This window comes from Vibrio sp. FF145 (assembly GCF_041439075.1).
GTDB classification, from domain to species: domain Bacteria; phylum Pseudomonadota; class Gammaproteobacteria; order Enterobacterales; family Vibrionaceae; genus Vibrio; species Vibrio tasmaniensis_A.
On sequence record NZ_JBGONH010000001.1, the window covers coordinates 220,822 to 241,571 of the forward strand.

The window sequence follows — 20,750 nt, forward strand, 5'->3', positions numbered from 1 at the left end:
ATCATTGTTCTTTTAATATTCGTTATAGGTCTAGCTCGCCTTTGAAGGCTTTTTGCATGAGGGCGTTAAATAATCCATCCAGCTCTTTAATATGCTCTTTTTGTTCTTGTCGCTGCTTACACAATACATCCAAAGCAAGGGCGTAATTTTTTTGCACTGCTGTTGTAGGAATTGGAACTTGAATTGAATGCAAAATCTTTTTATTCAAATTCGGCATTGTAGCTCCTAGGGACTGTTCTTCTAGCCAAGTTTTCATCGAGCTACAAGACATAACAGAATTTAAGAATGCGGGCTGAACTAACTGAGAAGTTATACGAATATACAAACTACCAGTACCACAAAACCAACCTTGGGAGTATTCATCAATCAATGCCGTTCTTCCCATCTCACCGCGACGCCCCATAATAATGTCACCAGTCTCAAGGTGATAGTTGGGTAAGGTTTCAAACTTTTCTGGTGTTAATGTTAAATTCATATCAGGCACGATCTGACCTTTAACAATATGAGTAGGATTGATTAGTGGAATTCCGTCCGCAATATAATCTTCTTTATGAAGTTGCGAGCCAAATGGACCTATTTGAACTTTAGCAATAGTATCAAGAGATTCAGTTTCCCAGCCCTTCGGATTCGTCACCGGATCACCAAACATATCGATAAATACTGACTGAGCGAGGCCGTTTAACTCTCGCTCCATTTGCTGACAGTCTTTACGCAGTTGGTCGGCTTTTTCTAGCACAGCTGCGATTTGTTTTTGGGTTTCTAAAGGGGGAAGTGGGATTTGTAGGTTCTTCAATACATCAACGGTAATACCTTTAACGGTAGCACCTTTCCCTTGACGAATGATCTCTTCCGATTTCGATTGAATGCATCTGAATAGATACTCAATATCAACCATAGACTCATCTTTAATAATGAGCGCTTTAAGGTCTTGGTTTATGGCTATATCAACACTGTTAACCGCTACTTTTCCCAATGCCATTCGAGTGGGTACGATCAAATTACCGCAAGGAATAAGAGAAGTAGCTGAGTTATCTATGCCTTCTTGAGTGATGTAGTCACTGGCCCCATTAAGATCTGTACTTTTAAAATCTTTTACAGACACCCAAGGGATTGAACCATTCCAATACTCTGATTTAGCTTTACTCGGGGTTCCTCCCCCCTTGATATTAACGAGTGACGATAAAGCTACATTGGACCAACTCACAGCAGCTTCTCCAAATCAGATACACCCTGTGCCATCCTTTCCTGCAAGATTTTAATACGTTTCAGAATGTCTTGCGGCGCATCGTATTGAACTTCTTCGTACACCACTTCTTTGTAGCGGTTAAGGCTTAGGTCAAAGTCGTTACTGCTAATCGCATCCACCGGCACCATAAAGCTCTGCTCGGTCTTTTTGCGTGAGTATTCAGGGCTACTGCTGTTTGATGTGTTGTCTTCATTGGTTAGCGTGTTAAAGCGTTCAATGATATCGGCAATGTTACTTTGCTCGTGCGTAGCTGCTTCACCGTCTTTGAAAAGCTGAGTACGCTTATCATCGAGTGAGTAACCATCAGCCTGCATGTCGTAGAACCAAACGTTATCTGTACCGCCACTGTTGGTTTTAGTGAAGATAAGAATGGCAGTACTTACCCCAGCGTAGGGCTTGAATACACCAGAAGGCAGTGAAATGACCGCTTCGAGTTTTTGTTTAGAAACGATTTGCTCACGAATCGCTTTATGCGCTTTGGTTGAACCAAATAACACACCATCAGGGATAATAACCGCTGCACGACCACCCACTTTGAGCATGCGTAAAATTAGGGCTAAGAACAGCAACTCTGATTTTTCAGTCGGCTTTTTCTTTTTCACCTCAACCTGAATTTCATTGCCGTCTTCATCAGTTTCAGTTTTGTAGGTTGGCTTAGTTTTCTTAACAATAGGGTTTTTACCCAATGCACGCATCAAGTCTGGCGATACGATGTCAATATCAACTGAACCTTTAAATGGCGGGTTTGCAAGAATGAGGTTATAGGCTTCTGAGATGTTCTCGTCACCTTGGTCTTGCAAGCTGTCACGGTAATGCACACTAGGGTTCTCAATCCCGTGCAGCTGCATATTCATCGCGCCAATGCGCAACATATGTTTATCAAAGTCAAAGCCAGTAAACATTTCATTGTTGAAGTGCTTGCGGTTATCAGGCTTGTTCACTTCTTTAGCGTGATGCTCTTCAACATACTCTACTGCCGCCATTAAGAAACCACATGTCCCTGATGATGGGTCACAAATGGTGTCACCCACTTTTGGCTGCATTAGCTCGACCATCATTTGGATGATGTTACGCGGGGTACGGAACTGACCGTTCACGCCCGACTGTTGCAATTTGCTTAGCAGGTACTCGTACAGATCGCCTTTGGTGTCTTTGTCGTTCATGTCGATGGCGTTAAGTAGCTGCACCACTTGGTCTAACAGCTTTGGCGATGGGATCATGAAAATCGCATCTTTCATGTGCTCGGCGAAGCTGCCTTCGTTTTGTAGCGCTTTGATTTTTGGAAAGACTTGATCACGAACGATTTCCATCATCACGTCTGGATCTTTGTCTTTGAAGTTGCTCCAACGAAGGGCTTGCTCATCAGGCGAAAAGGTTGGGTTGTTTAACGGCAGGCCTGTCGCTTGGCTACGACGCTCAGCCGTCTTTTGCAACTCATCTAATCGACGAATGAACAGCAGGTAGGAGATCTGCTCGATAACTGAGATTGGGTTAGCGACGCCGCCTGTCCAAAACATTTCCCAAACTTGGTCGATCTGATTGCGAATTTTGCCTGTTAGCATGGTGATTCTCTTTGGTAAATTGTTACCTTCTTAACAAGAAGAAAACAACTTAGTGATGTGTAGGTCTATCGCGCGATTTTATCATACATAGGCAGCTATACGTTAATGTGCATCACATTGAATTGATCATAAATAAAAGTGCTATTTTTTATTCAGTTAGATAGTATCTAGCGCATCGATTGTTGTTAAAAGTGAGTGATGATGACTAGAGGAACGCAACTCAAAATATACTTGGCGAACGGCTCTGTGACAGGTATTCGACATGCTGAAATTGTGAACTGGACAGGTCAGGCTATTGCGGTTCCTAGAGTACACATCAAAGAACTCTCTGAATGGGAAGAAACTCAGCGGCCCGGAGTTTACTTTTTATTTGGTTACAACGCAGAGAGTGGCAATAGCCTTGTTTACGTTGGAGAAGCTGAACATATTCAAAAACGCTTATCACAACATTTAGCAGGCAAAGAGTTCTGGAATGAAGCCATTTGCTTTACGAACAAAGATGAAAACTTAACGAAAGCACACGTTAAGTATCTTGAAGCTCGTTTAATCGAAATTATCTTAGAGTCAAAACGATACGACCTCGATAATGACAAGCAACCACCGACATATTCATTACCCAGAGGTGAAAGAGATGCCATGGAGACTTTTATTGACAACATTCGCACTGTTATCGGTTCTTTAGGGCACAAACTATTGGAATCGAAGGTGTCTCAAACGAATGCTCCCTTACCAAGCGAACCAGAAAGTATGGTACTGCAGCTCAAGGTAAAAAAAGTCAATGCTAAGGCAATGCTTACGGATGAAGGCATTGTTGTTTTGAAAGGGTCTCAGGCACTAACAATAGCTCAGCCTAGTTTATCTAAAGGCTATACGAAGCTGCGTAGTAACCTAGAAGATAAAGGGATTTTAGCGTCATCAGGAGACCGCCTAGTAGCAGCCGAAGACATTCTATTTACTAGCGCCTCTCAAGCCGCCGCAGTGCTGCTTGGCTACCCTTGCAGCGGGCCCGATTACTGGAGAAGTGCTTCAGGTAAAACACTGAAAGAGATTGAAGCGGAATCTATTTAGATAAATGCGGCGATAACTCTCTGTTTAAACTGGCCTAACCTCAGCTCATCAAATGCCAACGTGAACCCTGCATTATTTGAATTAATCATATCTGAAGGTTCCCCCCAACTGAGTAAGCTTGGTTGGGATCGATTAGATTGAACGCTTTCCGATACCGTGCTTGACGGCAGGCGTATTTCATCAACACCACTCGGTACGTTGTTATCTTGTTTAATGTACATGCAGCTATCAGGAATATCCTGCTCAATTCTTTCAGCAAACCCAATCAGACTTTCTTCAGCAAAGGTATACAACCACGCTTCTTGGTTGGGTGAGTCACTGATTCTTAAAATTCGCCCGAGTACTTGCCTAAAGTAAAGCTCCGTTTTTACCGAACTCATATGACAGCAAACCTGCAGCCTTGGAATATCCGTTCCTTCACTTATCATCCCAACACTGACTATCCACTGAACCTTTGAGTGACGAAAAGACTCAATTTCATGTAACGGATTATCGTGATGATAAGTCACGATGCATGCTGATTGATTAAAGTGCTCAACAAGTCGCTTTTGAATGTCTTTAGCGTGCTTAATAGAAGATGCGACCACCAAGCCTCCAGCACTTGGGGAATCTTGCCTTATCTGCGCTAGCTTTTGGCAACCACTATTTAATATGTAATTCATAGCGTCTTCGTTGTGAATTACGCTTTGATAAGAGACATCGGATTGTTTAAGGCAATCAAGAATAGAGGCGAAATGTTGATTGTCACTGCCAGCCTTAACACTCAGGTGTTCATTATCGATTAAAACGATTTTAGGGCGGCGGCATACCTTATCTTCAACGGCTTGTTGCAAGCCGTATTGGTAATCGCAAACAACCTTGCCATCAGGATCAGAATACTCGGCCATAACAATTGGTAGTCGATCAGAACGCCAAGGAGTGCCCGACAGCGCCAAAGTATAATGAGCAAAGCCTTGGATCTTCGAGACAATTTCTAGCCCCCATGAGTTTGACCGCCCCTCGTCATCAAACGAACAATGGTGGATCTCATCAAATACCACTAGTACTCGATATTTACTGACGGTGTTCCAGAAGTTTTCATCCAAAAAACGGATGGATTGGTAGGTGTAAGAGCCCCCAAGGGAACCCAAACCTCCATTAAAGGAACATTCGAGCTTCCATGAAAAGGTCTTTTGCATCCCTTCTGCAACAGTCAGAGAGGGAGAGAAACACAGCACTAGGTCAATCATACCTTGTTCAAATAACCGACTCGCGACCTCGGCGGCCATAACGGTTTTACCAGCTCCAGGAGTCGCTTGGCAGAAGAAATGTGAATGCTTGTTTAAAGTGAATTTCTCGATAGCTTGAGCTGCACACTCGGCTTGCCATGCTCTTAACATTGAGGGACCTTGCTTTGCGCGACTTGCATCCAGTTGGTTAGTGCATTAATTCTGCCTAATAGCTTGGCTGAGCGTTCTCTTGCTGCATTAAATAGCGGCTGCATATCTTGCTTGTTGTTTGGGAAACGCGTTAACAACGATTGGTATTCCTCAATCTCGCCCAAAGCAATCGCCAGTTCGCCTTCATGCTGCTTCTTCTCTTGCTCTAGTGCATTTAGAGAGCACTCTGGAGTTTGAACAGCCATTGAATCGACCTTAGCTTTCTTATTTCGCCCCGATCTAGGCTCAATTGTGAGCGCTTTGAATTCGCTAGTTTGATGGTAGCGCTTGTCTCTGCGAGTCCCAATAACAGAAAGCCAACCTTTCTCCTCAAATGATAGAAGTTGCTTATAAACATACTTCCGCGCATCATCCTTGCTCGGGAAGGCTGAAGCACTGTTTAGCAAAGCATCTCTAGCTTCTGTGACGGAGAAATTATCCATCCCTTTTTCAATCAATAGTTTAAACATGTGAGGGTTAATTCTGGTTACTTTCTTCATGTGACTCTTACAGGCAATAAAAACTTAGGATTGCTAAGTATACAAAAATCAGTAAAACTTAGACAATCTAAGTTATCTAAAGGTTGAAAAGAAATGTGTAAGTGCAAAAAGACAACCCTATCCCAGCGAGGCTCAAAGCTGCGCGTAAAAAAGCCAAGATCACCCAAAAAGATTTAGGGGTGAAAATTGGTATGGAGCAAAGTTCTGCTAGCGGTCGTATGAATCATTACGAGAAAGGCAGGCATGTACCTGATATTGGTACACTTGAGCGCATGGCTGAAGAGTTAGATGTGCCGCTAAACTACTTTTTCTGTAGGAGCGAATTGAGCGCTGAGTTAGCGTGCGCAATTGATAAGATGAGTGATGAAGAGAAGGCGGTGTTGTTGGAGAATCTGAATAAATAACAATGTGCGTATCACTGAGCTTTTAAAGGTGTCTTACTCAGCAACATATGAACTGGTAATAAATCAGTAAATGACCGACCTATTAATCGGTCTTCTTTAAATTGAGCACCTTTGTTGTAAGAAGTTTCTGTTTTCAGTTCTACTAGCTTGAGTTCTGTTAACTTACACTCGAAAGGATTCTGTTTCGCATAAGGGTATTTAGTATCAAAACAAGCCGATAATAATGGCTTATCAATCGTATCCTTTGAAGATTGCAATGCGTTGAGTAACGCATCCGCAAGAAAGTGCTTCAGCACACGGCATTCTCCGCGACAGACTGAAAATAAAGGCAATAGAATTTCATCCCCAGTTAAGTTAGGGCGTTTTTCAAACCCCATCCGGCCTGCAAGTCCGGTAACAAAGCTTGCAAAATGCCGTTTCCCTTCTGCATCAGGTATATAACCTTTGTTATCGGCTTCGCTCAGCTTAGAAAGGTGAAAATAACTTAAGTGTCGCTTCCAGCCTAAACGAGAATTCCATTGGTCTTCTTCAGCGAGCATAGTCGCATAGGGCATACCCACCAAGACAAATGAAACTTGAGCTTCCTCACTTATCATCTTAAAAGTATTCGCTATTGTTTGTCGTTCATTAGCATCTTTGAATTCCATCAGCTCCTGAACCTCATTAACGATCACAAGCTTCACTTTTTTTTCAACTAAACTTTTGATGACTCCTTGTTCTAACGCTCCTTCTTTGTAAGGTCTCCTGCGGCGGCTAGAGGCTCGACTATCTAAATCAATTAATAATCTTTCTAACGTATTTTGCTCACGAACTTTACTTGGGATGCGAGTTTTTAATACTGGCATTTCAGCCCAGCGGCTACCCTTAGCAGCGAACCTTGCAACATAATTATCTATCATCGCCGTCTTGCCAACACCTGTATCTCCCGTTAGCAATAGTGACTCTTGTTCCCCTCCAAGACAGCTGTTCAATACCATTCGATCAAAGACGTTATAAATTTCCGTCAGCTGAGGGTATTCTAAGAAACACTCTCTAAAAGATGTATATTGCTCTATTTGAAGCTCACTAAGTATGTTCACTAATACCCCTCTATATCGCTGAGGTCATCACTAGCAGTACCAATATCTATTACTTCTTTTGGTACTTCACTGATAGGTTTAGGTGACGTAATGACAATGGTGCTAGGCCCTTCGCTACCAACACCTCTTTGCTTTGCTATTTTTGAAGCATGAGTTGTTTTAGGAAGCGCCGATTTTTTGGACTTAGAACGACTCATACGTTCTATTGCTTCATCCATAGCTCTGTCCAAATACAATGACGCATCGGCTAGTGATTCGTCTTGCTCTCCCAAACGAACTTTCAACCTTCTTAAACTGTTAATCCGTTGATGTTCATATAAAGATCGGCCTTTTGTATAACCCGTATGATCGACTGCTGGGACTTTGATGTATTTTTTCTCTTCCTCAAGATAAACGTAAATCGAGCTGATATCGTTTGGGTCTGTCTTGGTTTTCACATAAGCGCTTTTTCTTGCACGACTAGAATACTGCTTACCGTACTCTTCCAACTCATCAGATTGGTATTTAAGAGAATGCAATTCAATAGCGCCTCTTCTTATAGTCCGATGGTTTACAACTCCAAGCTCAATCTTTAATTGCTCTGCTTCAGGGCCTTCACAAAAGATTATCTTTCCTTGCGACTCTGTCCATTTCTGGTAGGGAACTCTCTTGTACCTCGTGTCAGCTTTTTTATGATAAACGTCAATAAGCCACTTATGTAACAGCTCGAGAAAATCAGACACATTAATGACAGCGTCTCGCTTCGGGTTGTAGTCTTTTAACTGAGTAGGGTTCGTGAAGGTTTTTCCTGGGAAACGACTAAATAGTTTCTTATAGAAGGTATCAAAAGACTTTTCAACACCCGCTTTTCGCCACGGTTTACCACGTTGATTATATTGAATATCTGTTACTAATGGCTTTAATGCTGACTCTAGGCTATCACTCCAAAACTCCGCACCGTTATCCACTATCAAATTTGTAATATTTCCGTAGCAAGGCCATTCAGATTTAATGCTTGGGTACTTTTCTTTAACCCAATCCTTCTTGAGAACTGAATTGAGGAAAGCTGCTCGTACTGTCTCGTAACTAGGATCTCTATAATTGACAGAAAGACCAACAATGCAAGTAGAGTATCTATCATAAAGGATTGTTAAGTGTGGTCTGCCAAGAGGAAGATCCAAATCATCATCAAGCAAAATAACAGGAGCTGTAGTGTGATCTATTTCTACACATTCCATTGGACGCGTTGCCGGAATGATTGACCCAACAGTCTTAAACTTATTATCAGCATATCGTTTACCATAACGAGCCAAAGCAACTTCATAGGGAGGTAGTGCATTTACACGATTGTAAAATGTCCGTTGTGAAATTGTCGCTATTTTAATTTGCGTTAATTGTCGGTTCTCTTCAATAACTCGATATTTGTAGTACTCATAGGCGGTGTTGACTGATACTCGCTCTTTGGTCAGAAACTTGGTTTGAATCGCTTCTGTTACTAAATCAGATGAATCATTCTTTAGTATTCTGTTTCCTTTTTTGCTATGCCCAGGAACAAGAGACGCTACATCTTTACCTGACTCGTAATAGAGCTTTTTCCAATCAGCAACCGTTCTGGATGACGGGACCGAAGTTTTCTTCAATAAAGCATACTCTTCCAAGAGCTTATCTAGGTTTTTGGGCGTCCAACCTCCTTGTACGTGCCTTTCCAAATAACGAATTAAGTCCAACCGATACAATGCAGTCTCTTTGTGTGGTAGATCACCAAATGCCAATTCAAGATTTTCGTCTTCTGCTAAAAATTCTGTTGGAAGCGTTTTATCATCTGCTACATCATTGTCGAAACTACTAGATTCATCACGAAAACCAAAGAGAGCATCATTACTCATTGGCTAGCACCAAACAGAACTTTCTAAATCAAATTTTTTCTGATTAAAATCTGTTTGTATTTCACCTGAAGATAGCCAGCACAAAGCTGCTGTTAATGTTTCATCTGGAGAGATTTTAAGTTGGTGTGAAAGATAATGAAGGGTAACGCTTCTATTAGCTTGAACAAACTGAAGCACATGTTTTTGAATATCAGTGATTGTACGAATCCCTGAATAGCCGTGGAGTAATTTAAGGTTACTAAGTAGAAAACCAGTTCGAATCTGCTTCTCGGTCACTAAGATGAGTTTTTTTCCATACTCAGCTTGAGCGACAAGCTGCTTTTCTTTAAACCTTGCTCGAAAATCTGGTTTAAGGATCTGACTTGAATGCTTTACTTCAATCAGAGAAGGCGTATCTATGTTATCGAAAAGCTGAAAGTCTGGTGTGTAGCGGCAATAGCGCCCATTGAAGTAGTACTCAAACCCATGTGGCTGAGATTCATATCTAACTATTTGAGGATTGTATTCAGCATGAAAACAAAAATCATACTCAAGCATGGACATTGTTCGAACAACTGAGTCATTTTTCAAACTCATGAATTTACAAATGTTGTGAACAGCTGATGATTTTTTGGTTTGGTCGTACATAGCAAAAGCACTTTTGTTGTAAACCTACAACAAAAAATAGACCATGAAGACTTAGGGTGCAAATAAGAAAAGAAGCCTGCAATTTATGCGAACATATATTGCAGGCTTCATAATGGGTGGAAGCCCCAGCCACATCCCGGCACACACGTCGCCTGCTGCGGCTGCTCCCTTCCAGGCCTGACCGAGTTCACAAGTTAGTGTTGCGGGAGGACCAGAGCCTCCATAGATTCTTTTTCTAAGAGGCTTGCCTCAAAGAGTGATTGGATTATTAAGCATCGCAGCAACCATTGCAAGCCCTTCCACCCTATTTTTGAACAATTGCGTTCTAAGTGCTTATCCTTTATTCAACCCACTCGAAAATCGCAGGTAAATTCGCCATTTACCTGCAGTTGGAAGGTTTGGTTACAGAAGAGCTAAATATCGATGTCTTCATTATCTTCGGTGCGAAGGATGTAGTCTGTCATCCAAGCGGTGCCCAACAAACACAACCACACCACAAAAACGGGACTAGGCACTTCGATACTTGGGGTGATCACCAAAGCCGCAAAACCGACTGTTGGCAATGTCCAACACAACAGCTTATTCCAACGGAAAGTTTTCAAGCGCGTCAGTGTTTCCATCGATGCCATAATACCCGTGACACACAAAGCCACCAAAGCGGCATAAGGTAAATCGGCCATCCATAATGGAAGTATTAAGCCTAATGACCACCAGCTGTGTCGACTGGCTGGTTTAAGATGATTTGCCGCCCACCAAATCACGATGATCGACAAGGTTTGCAGCGTAGTAACCCACGGAACGCCATCAAGCTTTCCTGCGGATTGCGTCACCATGATCCCGACTTGTAGCGTTGCGACGATCAAGCCAGAAATAATCACGACCGACAAACTGCTGCGTTTTGAAAAGACCACCATCAATAGTGGGAATAACACCCATACACTGACTGATAGCGTGATGGGTTGTAGCGGTAGCGTTAATCCATAAGTGGTCATGGAGACAAGCAAAGCTAATCCTGCGATGCCTCCTTGCGGCAAAATCCATAAAGCAGGAATGACCATTGCAAGTACTGGGATATCTCCCTCACTTAAACTGATTGCTCTCGCGCAAACAACCGCTAATAATGTGGTTATCAAGAACTGAAACGTTGTAAATACCATAGCCCTCTCCTTCTACCGATCCGTGGTACCATACCAATCGTAGTAATTAACTGGTCACCCTAGCTTGTTAAAAGCCTCGATAACCTCGTTAGATTTTTTGATTGTAGAATAACTATTTATCGAAAAATCTGTCTTGTTCTCAAGCTTTTTCCCTGCGCTATTTTTGAACACTTACTTACTGTGATTGGTATTTATGAACTAGGAACATTTAGTATGGACCAATTTTTGCCTCAAATCTTTGCTGTGATTCACCAAATTCCATATGGGAAAGTAACAACTTATGGAGACATCGCACGTTTTTCAGGATTTCCGGGCTATGCGCGCCATGTTGGTAAAGCGCTGGGTAACCTGCCAGAAGGTAGCAAACTGCCTTGGTATCGGGTAATCAACAGCAAGGGTGAAATATCTTTAAAGGGTGATTCGTTCGACCGACAAAAGCAGCATTTGGTTAAAGAAGGGATTGAAGTGAGTGACGCGGGAAAAGTTAAACTCAGAATATATAAATGGCAGCCCTAGAGCTGCCACTAATCGTCTATTCAACTGACTAAATTAAGCTTAATCAAGATGCCTTAACAGTGGCATCGATTTCGAATTAACGGACACCAACCAAACGTAGGTCTGCTTGTTGCGTGTTTTCTACGTCAGTAATCACTGACTTAATGGTGTCAGTAGTGAAACGTAATTTGCCGTCAACGTGAATCGTTGCGCGCATGTTGTAACGGTGGTTAGCTTTAATCTTGTTGTTGTCGTAGCTCAGCTCGAATGCGAACGGTACTTGCTTACCGTCAGTGGTGAACTCTTGAGTCGCGATAACGGTCGATGGTGCGTCAGCCAGTGAGATGTCTTCTAGCGTAACAGTCACTACTGCATTCTCTGGCAATGCAATTCTTTCACGATAGCTTACTGTTCCTGAAATCACTTGAGTGTTCTCTGCAACCACTTCCTGAGAAGCACTGGTTTCTGATGTTGCTTGGCAACCCACAAGTAGGCCAAACGATACTAAAGACGTAATAAGAATTAGAGCCTTTTTCATATTCAATTTCTCTCAACATGTTTGCCGGACTCGGCAAATCTACTCACCAATTATAAGAGAGCTTTCATATTCTGTCTCGAAACCCTATGATTTATTGACAGATATCTGACTAAGCTGAATGATTAACACCATAATCTGACACCTATTTTACCAAGAGGCATGCTGGCGATGAGTCAACCTTTAAATGAATTACTCAATTTACTTCAGCTAGAGAAACTAGAGGAAGGCCTGTTCCGCGGGCAAAGTGAGAACCTAGGTCTGCCACAGGTATACGGCGGTCAAGTATTAGGGCAAGCGCTTTCTGCTGCTCGTTATACGGTTCAAGACGACCGCAGTGTTCACTCGTTCCACAGTTACTTTCTATTTCCCGGCGACCCTGAAAAACCCATTATTTACGATGTTGAGAACCTAAGAGATGGACGCAGCTTTAGTACACGCCGCGTGAAAGCGATTCAAAATGGCCGCCCTATTTTCTATCTTACGGCTTCTTATCATGGTGATGCACCCGGCTTTGAACACCAGAATGAAATGCCAAACATCCCAGGGCCAGAGAACTTTGCATCAGAAACTGAGTTAGCAAGCCACATTGCTGAATTTTTGCCTGAGAAACTGCGTAAGACTTTCTGTGGCGAAAAGCCAATTGAGATGCGCCCGGTAACAATAGTGAACCCGCTTAACCCTAAGAAAGCCGACCCAAAACAATACCTTTGGGTGAGAGCAAATGGCGCGATGCCAGACAACCAATTGATTCACCAATACCTGCTTGCTTACGCATCGGATTGGGGGTTCTTGGTGACGGCGCTTCACCCTCACGAAGTTTCTATCATGACGCCGAACTTCCAAGTAGCGACGATTGACCACTCTATCTGGTTCCACCGACCATTCAAGATGGATGAATGGCTGCTTTATGCGATTGAAAGCCCAACGGCAGCGAACACTCGCGGCCTAGTGCGCGGCGAGATCTTCAACCAGAAAGGTGAGCTCGTAGCAACAGCAGTACAAGAAGGTGTGATGCGTTTTACTAAGTAGCGCTCAAATAAATAGCGAATAAACGCTTTTTACAAGCCCCAAATATTTACGAGAAAAAAGAGAGGCTAGGTTTAATACCTAGCCTCTCTTTTTAATGATGCTAACGACAAGCTGTCACGTAACAGTCCGTAATCTCTATTCAGCCTCTAGCAAGGGTTCGAATTCACCTTGTACTCGAGTTTTAATTCCATCACCAGCGTCTCGCAGTAGATTAAATGGCGATAACACCACGCCTTTCACTGCGCCCTCTGCGGCGCCCTGAGCTAACTCTTTACTTTTATCTGCCAGCAAATTCGCTTGTGCCAAAATACCCGGAACTTCCGCTCGTAGCATTTCAGATTCGGCAACAACAGTGGGGATAGTTTGCTGGCGGTAAGATTTACTTTCAGCGAGCATCGGTGGCATCACATCGACACGGTATCGTTTTAATTCAGTCAATGTTGGCGGGATGACATCGGTTCTTACCTGCCCGACTTCCGTTCGGACATTTTTAACTTCATCTAATATCGCAGGGATTTTATTATCGACCGATGAAACGGTTTGATTCACTTTTTCGACGGTCTTTCTAACGTCTTCAACGGTATCTAACACCTGAGGAGCAAGCTCATTAACATGTTCAGCAAACGCTAATAGCTCTTCTACTTTTAGCCCTTTGGTAAGACCGGATAAATCTTCGATCACCTGCGGATAAGTATCAACGATTTCACCGACTTTATTGGTAAACGAATAGATGGTGTAACCCAAATAGAAAATGGCAACGGCCAGTACCAATTGGATAGCAGTAGATACTTTTGCAAACATGAATATTCCTTTTCTTTATCGCAGAGGCGAGATCTAAACTGAGAATATATCTAAACTGAAACGATAGTTAACTTTAGCTAGGTGTAGCTTAAAGAGGCAATGCCGTCGTGTACTTCAATGGCTCCATCGCAAACGTCGAGGTCACATTAGAGATACCATCAATGCTATTCACCAAGCGCTTGTAGAAATCATCAAAGCACTTCATGTCTTTCACCTGAACCTTCATCATATAATCATATTCGCCAGCCATGCGATAAAACTCCATCACTTCTGGAAATTCCGATACGGTGTTTACAAAACGACCATACCACTCATGAGAATGATCACTGGTTTTCACCAATACGAACGCTGTAAAAGCAAGTTCGAGCTTTTCAGGATTCAATAACGCCACTTTTTTTTCAATAATGCCGTTTTCTTCGAGGCGTTTAAGCCTTTTCCAACAAGGTGTTGTGGTGAGGTTGACCGCTTCTGAAATGTCGTTCAATGACAATGTGCTGTCTTCTTGTAACAGCCTTAATATTTTTTTATCTACGGCATCTATCACATTTTCACCAAATCGAATTTAAAGAGAATAATTTTCTACAATTTAAGCAAAACAAAGCAAATATGGCAAAGTTTTTCTCTCAAATTCTAGCTAAATTGGAAGCATACCAATTACAAAGAATTCCTACACTCGATCAGGAGAACGCTTATGTGCACTGACCATCAATGGATTAACAACGCGATTCGTAAAATTGAAGCGGACTACCAACGCTCAGCGGATACGCACCTTATCAAGCTCGATCTACCAAGTATCGAAGGCATTGATGTTTACCTTAAAGATGAAAGCACACACCCTACAGGCTCTTTAAAGCACCGCTTAGCGCGTTCTCTGTTCTTATACGCTATCTGTAACGGTTGGGTTGGCCCAGAAACAACGATCATTGAATCTTCATCAGGCAGTACTGCAGTATCTGAAGCGTACTTCGCTCGCCTACTTGGCCTGCCGTTTATTGCGGTAATGCCGAAATGCACAGCGAAGAAGAAGATTGAGCAGATTGAATTCTACGGCGGCCAAGCGCATCTTGTTGACCGCTCAGATGAAATTTACGATGAGTCTCGTCGTTTAGCAGAAGAACTGAATGGTCACTACATGGACCAATTTACCTACGCTGAGCGCGCAACCGACTGGCGTGGTAACAACAACATCGCGAACTCCATTTTCAATCAAATGCAGATGGAAGATCACCCAGTTCCAGCGTGGGTAGTAATGAGCCCAGGTACTGGCGGTACGTCTGCAACTATCGGCCGCTTCATTCGCTACCAACAGCATGAAACTAAGCTTTGTGTTGTCGACCCTGAGAACTCTGTATTCCACGAATACTTCCAAACAGGCAATGCGAACGTGAAAGGCAGTACATTCAGCAAGATTGAAGGCATTGGTCGCCCACGAGCAGAGCCAAGCTTCATTCCTGGTGTGGTTGACGAAATGCGTAAAATCCCAGACGCAGCAAGTATCGCAACGACACATTGGTTATCTGACATTCTTGGTCGCAAGGTTGGCGCATCAACCGGTACTAACATGTACGGCGTGCTTCAGCTAGCCAGTGAGATGAAAGCGCGTGGAGAGACAGGGTCTATCGTGACTTTGCTATGTGATAGCGGTGAACGTTACCTAGACACTTACTTCAATGACGAGTGGGTAAATCTGAATATCGGTGACCTACAACCTTATGCAGCGAAGCTAGAAGCTTTCTCGCAAACGGGTCAACTGGCTTAAGTTCATATAAACCGATAGTTCGAAATAGAAAAGAGCCCTTGATGGGCTCTTTTTTGGTTTATTCTATTCATCAATTTCTAGCGAGAACAAATTATTCTGGCTTCTGCTTCGCTTCAAACGCCGCTAGTTGTTCAGGCGTCGCTTTTGGTTGATGGTTTTGTTTCCACTCATCGTAAGTCATGCCATATACGCGCTCACGTGCGTCATCGATATCCAAGTCTAAGCCTTGTTGTTCAGCTTCTGCTTTGTACCACTTACTGAAACAGTTACGGCAAAAGCCAGCCAAGATCATCAGGTCGATGTTCTGCACATCCTTATTATTGTCTAAGTGTGCTAGCAGACGACGAAAGGTTGCTGCATCTAGCTTATCTTGTTCTTTTTGAGAAAGATCTTTGTATTTAAATTCAGCCACTTTACTTTCCTTTATTCGATTTATTGTATTAATTCATTGAGCTCTGCTTGTTATACAAAAAAAGCCTGCCATTCGCTAGGAGCAAACGCAGGCTTTTCAATATTGTTACACTATTCCATGTTCATTAACCGTGCATGTTCATTGAGCGGGCGTGTTTATTAACCGTGAGAGGTTCTTCCCACGTTATCATGGCTGAGTTCTTTATTAAGCTCCGCTTCCACGTGACCCGGAGAGCGTGTTGAGCCGGAAATCAGTCGGTACATCGCAGGGATTACAAACAGAGTTACCAGTGTCGCGAAGCCCATACCGAAGAAGATAACCGTACCTACTGCCACTCGGCTTTCATAGCCTGCGCCCGTTGAAGTAATCAATGGGATTGCACCGGCTAATGTGGTGAACGCCGTCATCAATATTGGACGTAGACGTCGAGCTGAAGCATCAATGATCGCCTTTTCAAACTCAATACCACGATCTCGAAGTTGGTTGGCAAATTCGACGATCAAGATACCGTTTTTGGTCACCATACCGATCAACATGATCATACCGATCTGGCTGTAAACGTTGAGCCCTTGACTCATCAACACCAAGCCTAAGAAGCCGCCAAAGATACCCATAGGTACGGTGAACATCACCACCAGAGGATTGATGAAGCTTTCAAATTGCGCCGCGAGTACCAAGTACGCCACCAACATCGCTAACGCAAACACCACTAAGATGCTCGATTGGTTCTCTTTGAAATCTTTAGACTCGCCTGAGTAGCTTACTGAAATATCACCCGGTAGCTGCTCAATCGCTTGTTCATCAAGGAAATCTAGAGCATCACCCAGCGTGTAACCTTCCATTAGGTTCGCTTTGATGGTCACCGATTTCTGCTTGTTGTAGTGCGATAAACGAATCGAGGACGCTACTTCTTCAATATGCGTTAGAGTATCGAGTGTCACCAATTCACCAGACTGAGTTCGCATGTAGATTTGGCTTAAGTCATTGGCATTGTTAAAACTGTTTTCATCGCCACGCAGGTAAACGTCGTACTCTTCACCACGTTCAACGAACGTCGTTTCACTGCGGCCACCAAGCATGATTTCTAACGTATCTGAGATGTCTGAAACGCTAACACCTAGCTCTGCTGCACGCTGCTTATCTACGGTTACCAATAGCTCTGGTGTTTTCTCAGAGTAATCAATGTCCGCGCCCTCCATCATTGGAGAGTCTTCAGCCGCTTGCTTTAAGAGCTCTGCCCACTTCTGAAGCTCAGAATAATCAGAGCCTCCCAGTACAAATTGCACAGGCTCACTCGAACCACCACGGAAGCCTGGCATGAACGGGAACACACGCACATCAGGAATACCCGCTAAAGACTTACGTACCTCACCCAAGGCTTGTTGTGCTGTTTCTTCACGTTCGTCCCAGTCTTCCAGGATCATGATAACGAAGCCCGTTTGGTCGCCCGCATTACCACCAAACGCTGGCGATTGAATGCTGAATGACTTCAAGAATCCTTGACCAAGCAGCGGCATTAGGCGTTCTTCAACGATGTCCATGTTGGCAGACATACGGTTGTAACTAGTTGCGTCGGCACCACGAACAAACGCAAAGATAACACCACGGTCTTCTTGTGGCGTCAGTTGCGACGGCACTTGTTGCATCAAACCATAACTACCGCCCATACATGCAATAATGATGATTGGAGCTGCCCAACGCCAGTTTAGAGCACGGCGCAATACCGATTTGTATCCAGCTTCTAACTTACCAAACACACGTTCAACAAATTGATTGAAGCGATTAGGTTTCACATTCGCTTTTAAAATCTTGCTGCCCAGAACCGGCGTCAAGGTTAATGCTATGACAGATGAAAAGATCACCGACATCGCCAATAGCACTGAGAACTCAGTAAACAGAAGACCTACCATACCGTCCATAAACGAGATGGGTAGGAACACCATTACCAATACTAGCGTGGTTGCGATTACTGCAAAGCCTACTTCACGTGTCCCTTTATAAGCCGCAAGCAATGGTGATTCACCACGTTCAATGTGGTGGAAAATATTCTCAACCACCACAATCGCATCATCGACCACCAAACCGATAGACAGGATAAGTGCCATCAAGGTGATGAGGTTGATAGAGAAGCCAAAGTAGTACGCCGCAATAAACGACGAGATTAGCGACACAGGAACGGTTACCGCTGGAATCAGCGTTGCACGCGCTTGGCCAATGAAGACGTAAAGCACGAGGATAACCAAACCACCCGTAATAAAGAGGGTACTGTATACCTCTGAGATAGAACGGTCGATAAAGACAGTGGAGTCATAGTCCACCGCTAGACGAGTTCCGTCAGGCAAGAACTTTTGAATGGCCTCTACTTCTTTATGAACTAAGTCAGCCACCTCAAGTGGGTTGGCATCAGACTGAGGCACAATGCCCATACTGACGTTCACAACGCCATCACTCTTAAAGGTCGAGTTCTCGTTTTCTGCGCCAATGTAAACATCCGCTACATCTTTCAAATAAATTGGCGTGTTATCAGAAGCACGTTTCACCACTAGGTATTCGAAATCTTTGGCTTCAGTATATGAACGAGCAGTACGAACCGACATCACAATCGCATCGTTACGCACTTCGCCACCCGGGCTTTCAATGTTCTCGTTACGTAGGGCTTGTGTAATATCAGAGGCGGTAACACCACGACCCGCCATTAACGCAGGTTTCAGCTTCACGTACATGACTTTGTACAAACCGCCAGAAATATCCACCGAGCTCACACCAGAGATCAAACTAAAGCGGTCAATCAACACACGTTCGGTGTAATCGGTTAACTGCGTTCGGTCCATCTCCGTCGAGCTGAGATTGATGTAAACCGACGCTTCACCACTACCATTGTTCTTATAAACAATCGGGTCATCGGCTTCATCAGGCAACGAACGCTGAGCACGTGCTACCGCATCACGCACATCACTGACACCAGTATTGAGGTCATAACCAAGTTCAAAGGTGATGGTGATTCGTGACGATCCGTTTCGTGTCGTAGATTCGATTTCATCGATACCACTGATGCCGGATAACTGATCTTCAAGGTTGGAGGTGATTTGGCTTTCAATGATGGTGGCAGATGCACCTTCATAACGAGTGCTGATCGATACCACCGGGCTTTCAATATCGGGCATTTCACGAACTGCGAGTTTATTGAAAGAGACAATACCAAACACAACCAAAAGCAGGCTCAATACAACAGCCGCTACTGGTCTCTTCACAGAAACATCAGATAACAACATTAGTTAGCGCCTTCTTGTACTGCTGTATTTTCATCAAGTTTAGCAGGGCGATTGACGGCAAGCTCTTGAACCAAAACACCGTCACGCATGTTCACGATACCTTGCACTACGATCTTCTGACCAATCTCGATGCCTTTTTCGATCACGACTTCGTTATCAAGACGAGCCCCGAGGAATACTTCGGTACGAGTCGCTTTGTTATCTTCGCCAATAACATAAACGAAACGCTTAGTGCCTGAATACTCAAGCGCTTGAACTGGAATGATTGGGGCTTCTACTGGTGGGAAGTCCATATCAGCCGCCACTAACATGCCCGGTTTTAGGTAATCATTGTTGTTATCGAAGTGGATTCGAACTCGAAGGTTCAAAGTTTCGGCGTTAATGCGAGAATCAATACCCACCACAGTACCCGTGAACTGAGTATCGCCCCACGCACTGGTGCGAGCCGTTACTGTCATACCTTTAGACAGTTTAGAAAGGTAGCGCTCTGGAATCTGAAGATCTAACTGCATCACAGACAAGTCATCTAACGTCACGAGCTCTGTACCCGATGTCACCATTTTGCCGCGGCTAAAGTCAATAAAACCGACCGTACCAGAGAAAGGTGCACTGATATGTAGATCTTTCAGGTTAGCGTTAGCGGCAGCTAGGCGAGCATTAGCGATCTCTACGTTAGTTTTCTGAGCGTCAATTTCAGTTTGAGTGATCGCGTTACGTTTCACTAGTCGTTGAAATTCCGCAAGCTTACGCTTTTCATCTTTTAAATATGCTTGTGCTTCTGCAACTGCTGCTTTTGCTTTGTCGTCATCGAGTTGAACCAACATCTGCCCTTTGGTGACATCTTGATTGGCTTTGATGTTAATAGAGTTCACTCTGCCAGCCACTTCAGAAGTGATCATTACAGATTGCTCGGCTTCTAACTTACCGACCAAAGAAAGAGACTGGCTAACTTGGTGAATATCAACTTGCTCGGTAACAACAGTGACAGTGCTAGGGCCCATACGTTTAGCTAGTGCGGCTGGAGACGCCATAATGATAGACAAGCTAAGCAGGGTTAAAACAGTTTTATGCTTCATAATAATGGTCTGCAAGTGAGATTTAATATCTATAAATGAAATTAACCGTATTCTATCAACTGATGAATGCTGTAACGTCAAGAAGTGTAAATCTAAGTTAAATTCAATTGACGTTTCATGACGAATGACACGAACCAAACGCGATACAGAAAGCTAATTACCTCAAGGTGTTACCTATCAGTACGTAAATCTTAATACAGATGTTCACTTCACGAGCAATATGCGTACTTTTCGCCATCTTTGCCCAAAAAGGCAGCATTTAACACAAAACCATAAGAAAAACCCTTTACAGGTTTAACGTGTTTGCTATGATGCGCTCCGCACTTGAGAGATGCGTTGGGAAAAACATCTCTTTAGCCTATCCATTATGAGTTAGGAAAAACACCCTGGAGGGGTTCCCGAGTGGCCAAAGGGAGCAGACTGTAAATCTGCCGGCACTGCC

19 protein-coding genes and 1 other RNA gene are annotated in these 20,750 nt (G+C 43.6%); 5 read left to right on the forward strand and 15 right to left on the reverse strand.

The genetic code is table 11. From position 1 onward, the window contains the following. Window positions 1–22 precede the first annotated feature (22 nt). Both ACED42_RS00980 and ACED42_RS00985 read right to left on the reverse strand, forming a co-directional pair. Window positions 23–1,204 (reverse strand): restriction endonuclease subunit S, encoded by a 1,182-nt coding sequence (locus tag ACED42_RS00980; protein ID WP_371701009.1) that lies wholly within the window; start codon window positions 1,202–1,204, stop codon window positions 23–25. Then, window positions 1,201–2,808, reverse strand: a complete 1,608-nt coding sequence (locus ACED42_RS00985; RefSeq protein WP_371701010.1) for an N-6 DNA methylase — start codon at window positions 2,806–2,808, stop codon at window positions 1,201–1,203. The genes ACED42_RS00980 and ACED42_RS00985 overlap by 4 nt, the downstream gene beginning before the upstream one ends. A 201-nt stretch (window positions 2,809–3,009) precedes the next feature. Here ACED42_RS00985 and ACED42_RS00990 point away from each other — a divergent pair, with 201 nt between their 5' ends. Beyond that, window positions 3,010–3,876 (forward strand): GIY-YIG nuclease family protein, encoded by an 867-nt coding sequence (locus tag ACED42_RS00990; protein WP_371701012.1) that lies wholly within the window; start codon window positions 3,010–3,012, stop codon window positions 3,874–3,876. Here the strand turns inward: ACED42_RS00990 and ACED42_RS00995 are convergent. Both ACED42_RS00995 and ACED42_RS01000 read right to left on the reverse strand, forming a co-directional pair. Beyond that, window positions 3,873–5,255 (reverse strand): DEAD/DEAH box helicase, encoded by a 1,383-nt coding sequence (locus tag ACED42_RS00995; RefSeq protein ID WP_371701014.1) that lies wholly within the window; start codon window positions 5,253–5,255, stop codon window positions 3,873–3,875. The genes ACED42_RS00990 and ACED42_RS00995 overlap by 4 nt on opposite strands. Continuing rightward, the gene (locus ACED42_RS01000; protein WP_371701016.1) at window positions 5,249–5,794 is read right to left on the reverse strand and encodes a hypothetical protein; all 546 of its coding nucleotides are present in this window, start codon (window positions 5,792–5,794) and stop codon (window positions 5,249–5,251) included. Before ACED42_RS01000 ends, ACED42_RS00995 begins: the two co-directional genes overlap by 7 nt. Window positions 5,795–5,895: 101 nt before the next feature. On the opposite strand from ACED42_RS01000, the gene ACED42_RS01005 reads away from it, so the two are divergent. Next, window positions 5,896–6,198 (forward strand): helix-turn-helix domain-containing protein, encoded by a 303-nt coding sequence (locus ACED42_RS01005; protein ID WP_008220694.1) that lies wholly within the window; start codon window positions 5,896–5,898, stop codon window positions 6,196–6,198. A gap of 11 nt (window positions 6,199–6,209) precedes the next feature. Here ACED42_RS01005 and ACED42_RS01010 read toward each other — a convergent pair whose 3' ends face one another. The 5 genes from ACED42_RS01010 to ACED42_RS01030 all read right to left on the reverse strand — a co-directional run bounded on the left by ACED42_RS01010 (window position 6,210) and on the right by ACED42_RS01030 (window position 10,926). Then, on the reverse strand, window positions 6,210–7,277 hold the full coding sequence (locus ACED42_RS01010) for a TniB family NTP-binding protein (RefSeq protein WP_371701018.1): 1,068 nt from the start codon (window positions 7,275–7,277) through the stop codon (window positions 6,210–6,212). After that, window positions 7,277–9,142 (reverse strand): Mu transposase C-terminal domain-containing protein, encoded by a 1,866-nt coding sequence (locus ACED42_RS01015; protein ID WP_054541713.1) that lies wholly within the window; start codon window positions 9,140–9,142, stop codon window positions 7,277–7,279. The genes ACED42_RS01010 and ACED42_RS01015 overlap by 1 nt, the downstream gene beginning before the upstream one ends. Before the next feature lie 3 nt (window positions 9,143–9,145). Then, window positions 9,146–9,769: a TnsA endonuclease N-terminal domain-containing protein gene (locus ACED42_RS01020; protein ID WP_371701021.1), complete on the reverse strand. Its 624-nt coding sequence runs from the start codon at window positions 9,767–9,769 to the stop codon at window positions 9,146–9,148. A gap of 120 nt (window positions 9,770–9,889) precedes the next feature. Further along, window positions 9,890–9,986: signal recognition particle sRNA small type (gene ffs, locus ACED42_RS01025), an RNA gene on the reverse strand. A 196-nt stretch (window positions 9,987–10,182) separates the two neighbouring features. Continuing rightward, a complete protein-coding gene (locus tag ACED42_RS01030; RefSeq protein ID WP_135382510.1) occupies window positions 10,183–10,926 on the reverse strand; it encodes a hypothetical protein in 744 nt (247 codons plus the stop codon). Window positions 10,927–11,139: 213 nt separating this feature from the next. Here ACED42_RS01030 and ACED42_RS01035 point away from each other — a divergent pair, with 213 nt between their 5' ends. Beyond that, window positions 11,140–11,442 carry an MGMT family protein gene (locus ACED42_RS01035; RefSeq protein ID WP_065681131.1) on the forward strand — a complete coding sequence of 101 codons (303 nt, stop codon included), beginning with the start codon at window positions 11,140–11,142 and terminating at the stop codon, window positions 11,440–11,442. A 76-nt stretch (window positions 11,443–11,518) separates the two neighbouring features. On the opposite strand, the gene ACED42_RS01040 is transcribed toward ACED42_RS01035, so the two are convergent. Continuing rightward, window positions 11,519–11,959 (reverse strand): YbaY family lipoprotein, encoded by a 441-nt coding sequence (locus tag ACED42_RS01040; protein WP_009847253.1) that lies wholly within the window; start codon window positions 11,957–11,959, stop codon window positions 11,519–11,521. A 168-nt stretch (window positions 11,960–12,127) separates the two neighbouring features. Between ACED42_RS01040 and tesB the strand changes: the two genes are divergently transcribed. Then, window positions 12,128–12,988: an acyl-CoA thioesterase II gene (tesB, locus tag ACED42_RS01045; RefSeq protein ID WP_012604483.1), complete on the forward strand. Its 861-nt coding sequence runs from the start codon at window positions 12,128–12,130 to the stop codon at window positions 12,986–12,988. Between the two features lie 135 nt (window positions 12,989–13,123). Here the strand turns inward: tesB and ACED42_RS01050 are convergent, their stop codons facing one another. Continuing rightward, window positions 13,124–13,789 (reverse strand): hypothetical protein, encoded by a 666-nt coding sequence (locus tag ACED42_RS01050; protein ID WP_102249497.1) that lies wholly within the window; start codon window positions 13,787–13,789, stop codon window positions 13,124–13,126. An 88-nt stretch (window positions 13,790–13,877) separates the two neighbouring features. Then, window positions 13,878–14,333, reverse strand: coding sequence for an Lrp/AsnC family transcriptional regulator (locus ACED42_RS01055; protein WP_009847256.1), 456 nt, complete (start codon window positions 14,331–14,333; stop codon window positions 13,878–13,880). A gap of 147 nt (window positions 14,334–14,480) precedes the next feature. Here ACED42_RS01055 and ACED42_RS01060 point away from each other — a divergent pair, with 147 nt between their 5' ends. After that, window positions 14,481–15,548, forward strand: coding sequence for a PLP-dependent cysteine synthase family protein (locus ACED42_RS01060; RefSeq protein WP_371701023.1), 1,068 nt, complete (start codon window positions 14,481–14,483; stop codon window positions 15,546–15,548). 91 nt (window positions 15,549–15,639) lie between these two features. Here the strand turns inward: ACED42_RS01060 and ACED42_RS01065 are convergent, their stop codons facing one another. The 3 genes from ACED42_RS01065 to ACED42_RS01075 all read right to left on the reverse strand — a co-directional run bounded on the left by ACED42_RS01065 (window position 15,640) and on the right by ACED42_RS01075 (window position 20,308). Then, a complete protein-coding gene (locus ACED42_RS01065) occupies window positions 15,640–15,960 on the reverse strand; it encodes a DUF1244 domain-containing protein (protein ID WP_371701025.1) in 321 nt (106 codons plus the stop codon). Between the two features lie 158 nt (window positions 15,961–16,118). Beyond that, window positions 16,119–19,232, reverse strand: a complete 3,114-nt coding sequence (vexH, locus tag ACED42_RS01070) for a vibriobactin export RND transporter permease subunit VexH (RefSeq protein WP_371701027.1) — start codon at window positions 19,230–19,232, stop codon at window positions 16,119–16,121. After that, window positions 19,232–20,308: an efflux RND transporter periplasmic adaptor subunit gene (locus tag ACED42_RS01075; RefSeq protein ID WP_371701029.1), complete on the reverse strand. Its 1,077-nt coding sequence runs from the start codon at window positions 20,306–20,308 to the stop codon at window positions 19,232–19,234. Before ACED42_RS01075 ends, vexH begins: the two co-directional genes overlap by 1 nt. Window positions 20,309–20,750: the final 442 nt, after the last annotated feature.

What these genes read in the sequence shown, in the direction of transcription:
- ACED42_RS00985 (WP_371701010.1), bottom strand. Translation starts at nt 2,808, where the DNA reads ATGCTAACAGGCAAAATTCGCAATCAGATCGACCAAGTTTGGGAAATG.
- ACED42_RS00990 (WP_371701012.1), top strand. Translation starts at nt 3,010, where the DNA reads ATGACTAGAGGAACGCAACTCAAAATATACTTGGCGAACGGCTCTGTG.
- ACED42_RS00995 (WP_371701014.1), bottom strand. Translation starts at nt 5,255, where the DNA reads ATGTTAAGAGCATGGCAAGCCGAGTGTGCAGCTCAAGCTATCGAGAAA.
- ACED42_RS01000 (WP_371701016.1), bottom strand. Translation starts at nt 5,794, where the DNA reads ATGAAGAAAGTAACCAGAATTAACCCTCACATGTTTAAACTATTGATT.
- ACED42_RS01015 (WP_054541713.1), bottom strand. Translation starts at nt 9,142, where the DNA reads ATGAGTAATGATGCTCTCTTTGGTTTTCGTGATGAATCTAGTAGTTTC.
- ACED42_RS01020 (WP_371701021.1), bottom strand. Translation starts at nt 9,769, where the DNA reads ATGTACGACCAAACCAAAAAATCATCAGCTGTTCACAACATTTGTAAA.
- ACED42_RS01030 (WP_135382510.1), bottom strand. Translation starts at nt 10,926, where the DNA reads ATGGTATTTACAACGTTTCAGTTCTTGATAACCACATTATTAGCGGTT.
- ACED42_RS01035 (WP_065681131.1), top strand. Translation starts at nt 11,140, where the DNA reads ATGGACCAATTTTTGCCTCAAATCTTTGCTGTGATTCACCAAATTCCA.
- ACED42_RS01040 (WP_009847253.1), bottom strand. Translation starts at nt 11,959, where the DNA reads ATGAAAAAGGCTCTAATTCTTATTACGTCTTTAGTATCGTTTGGCCTA.
- tesB (WP_012604483.1), top strand. Translation starts at nt 12,128, where the DNA reads ATGAGTCAACCTTTAAATGAATTACTCAATTTACTTCAGCTAGAGAAA.
- ACED42_RS01050 (WP_102249497.1), bottom strand. Translation starts at nt 13,789, where the DNA reads ATGTTTGCAAAAGTATCTACTGCTATCCAATTGGTACTGGCCGTTGCC.
- ACED42_RS01060 (WP_371701023.1), top strand. Translation starts at nt 14,481, where the DNA reads ATGTGCACTGACCATCAATGGATTAACAACGCGATTCGTAAAATTGAA.
- vexH (WP_371701027.1), bottom strand. Translation starts at nt 19,232, where the DNA reads ATGTTGTTATCTGATGTTTCTGTGAAGAGACCAGTAGCGGCTGTTGTA.
- ACED42_RS01075 (WP_371701029.1), bottom strand. Translation starts at nt 20,308, where the DNA reads ATGAAGCATAAAACTGTTTTAACCCTGCTTAGCTTGTCTATCATTATG.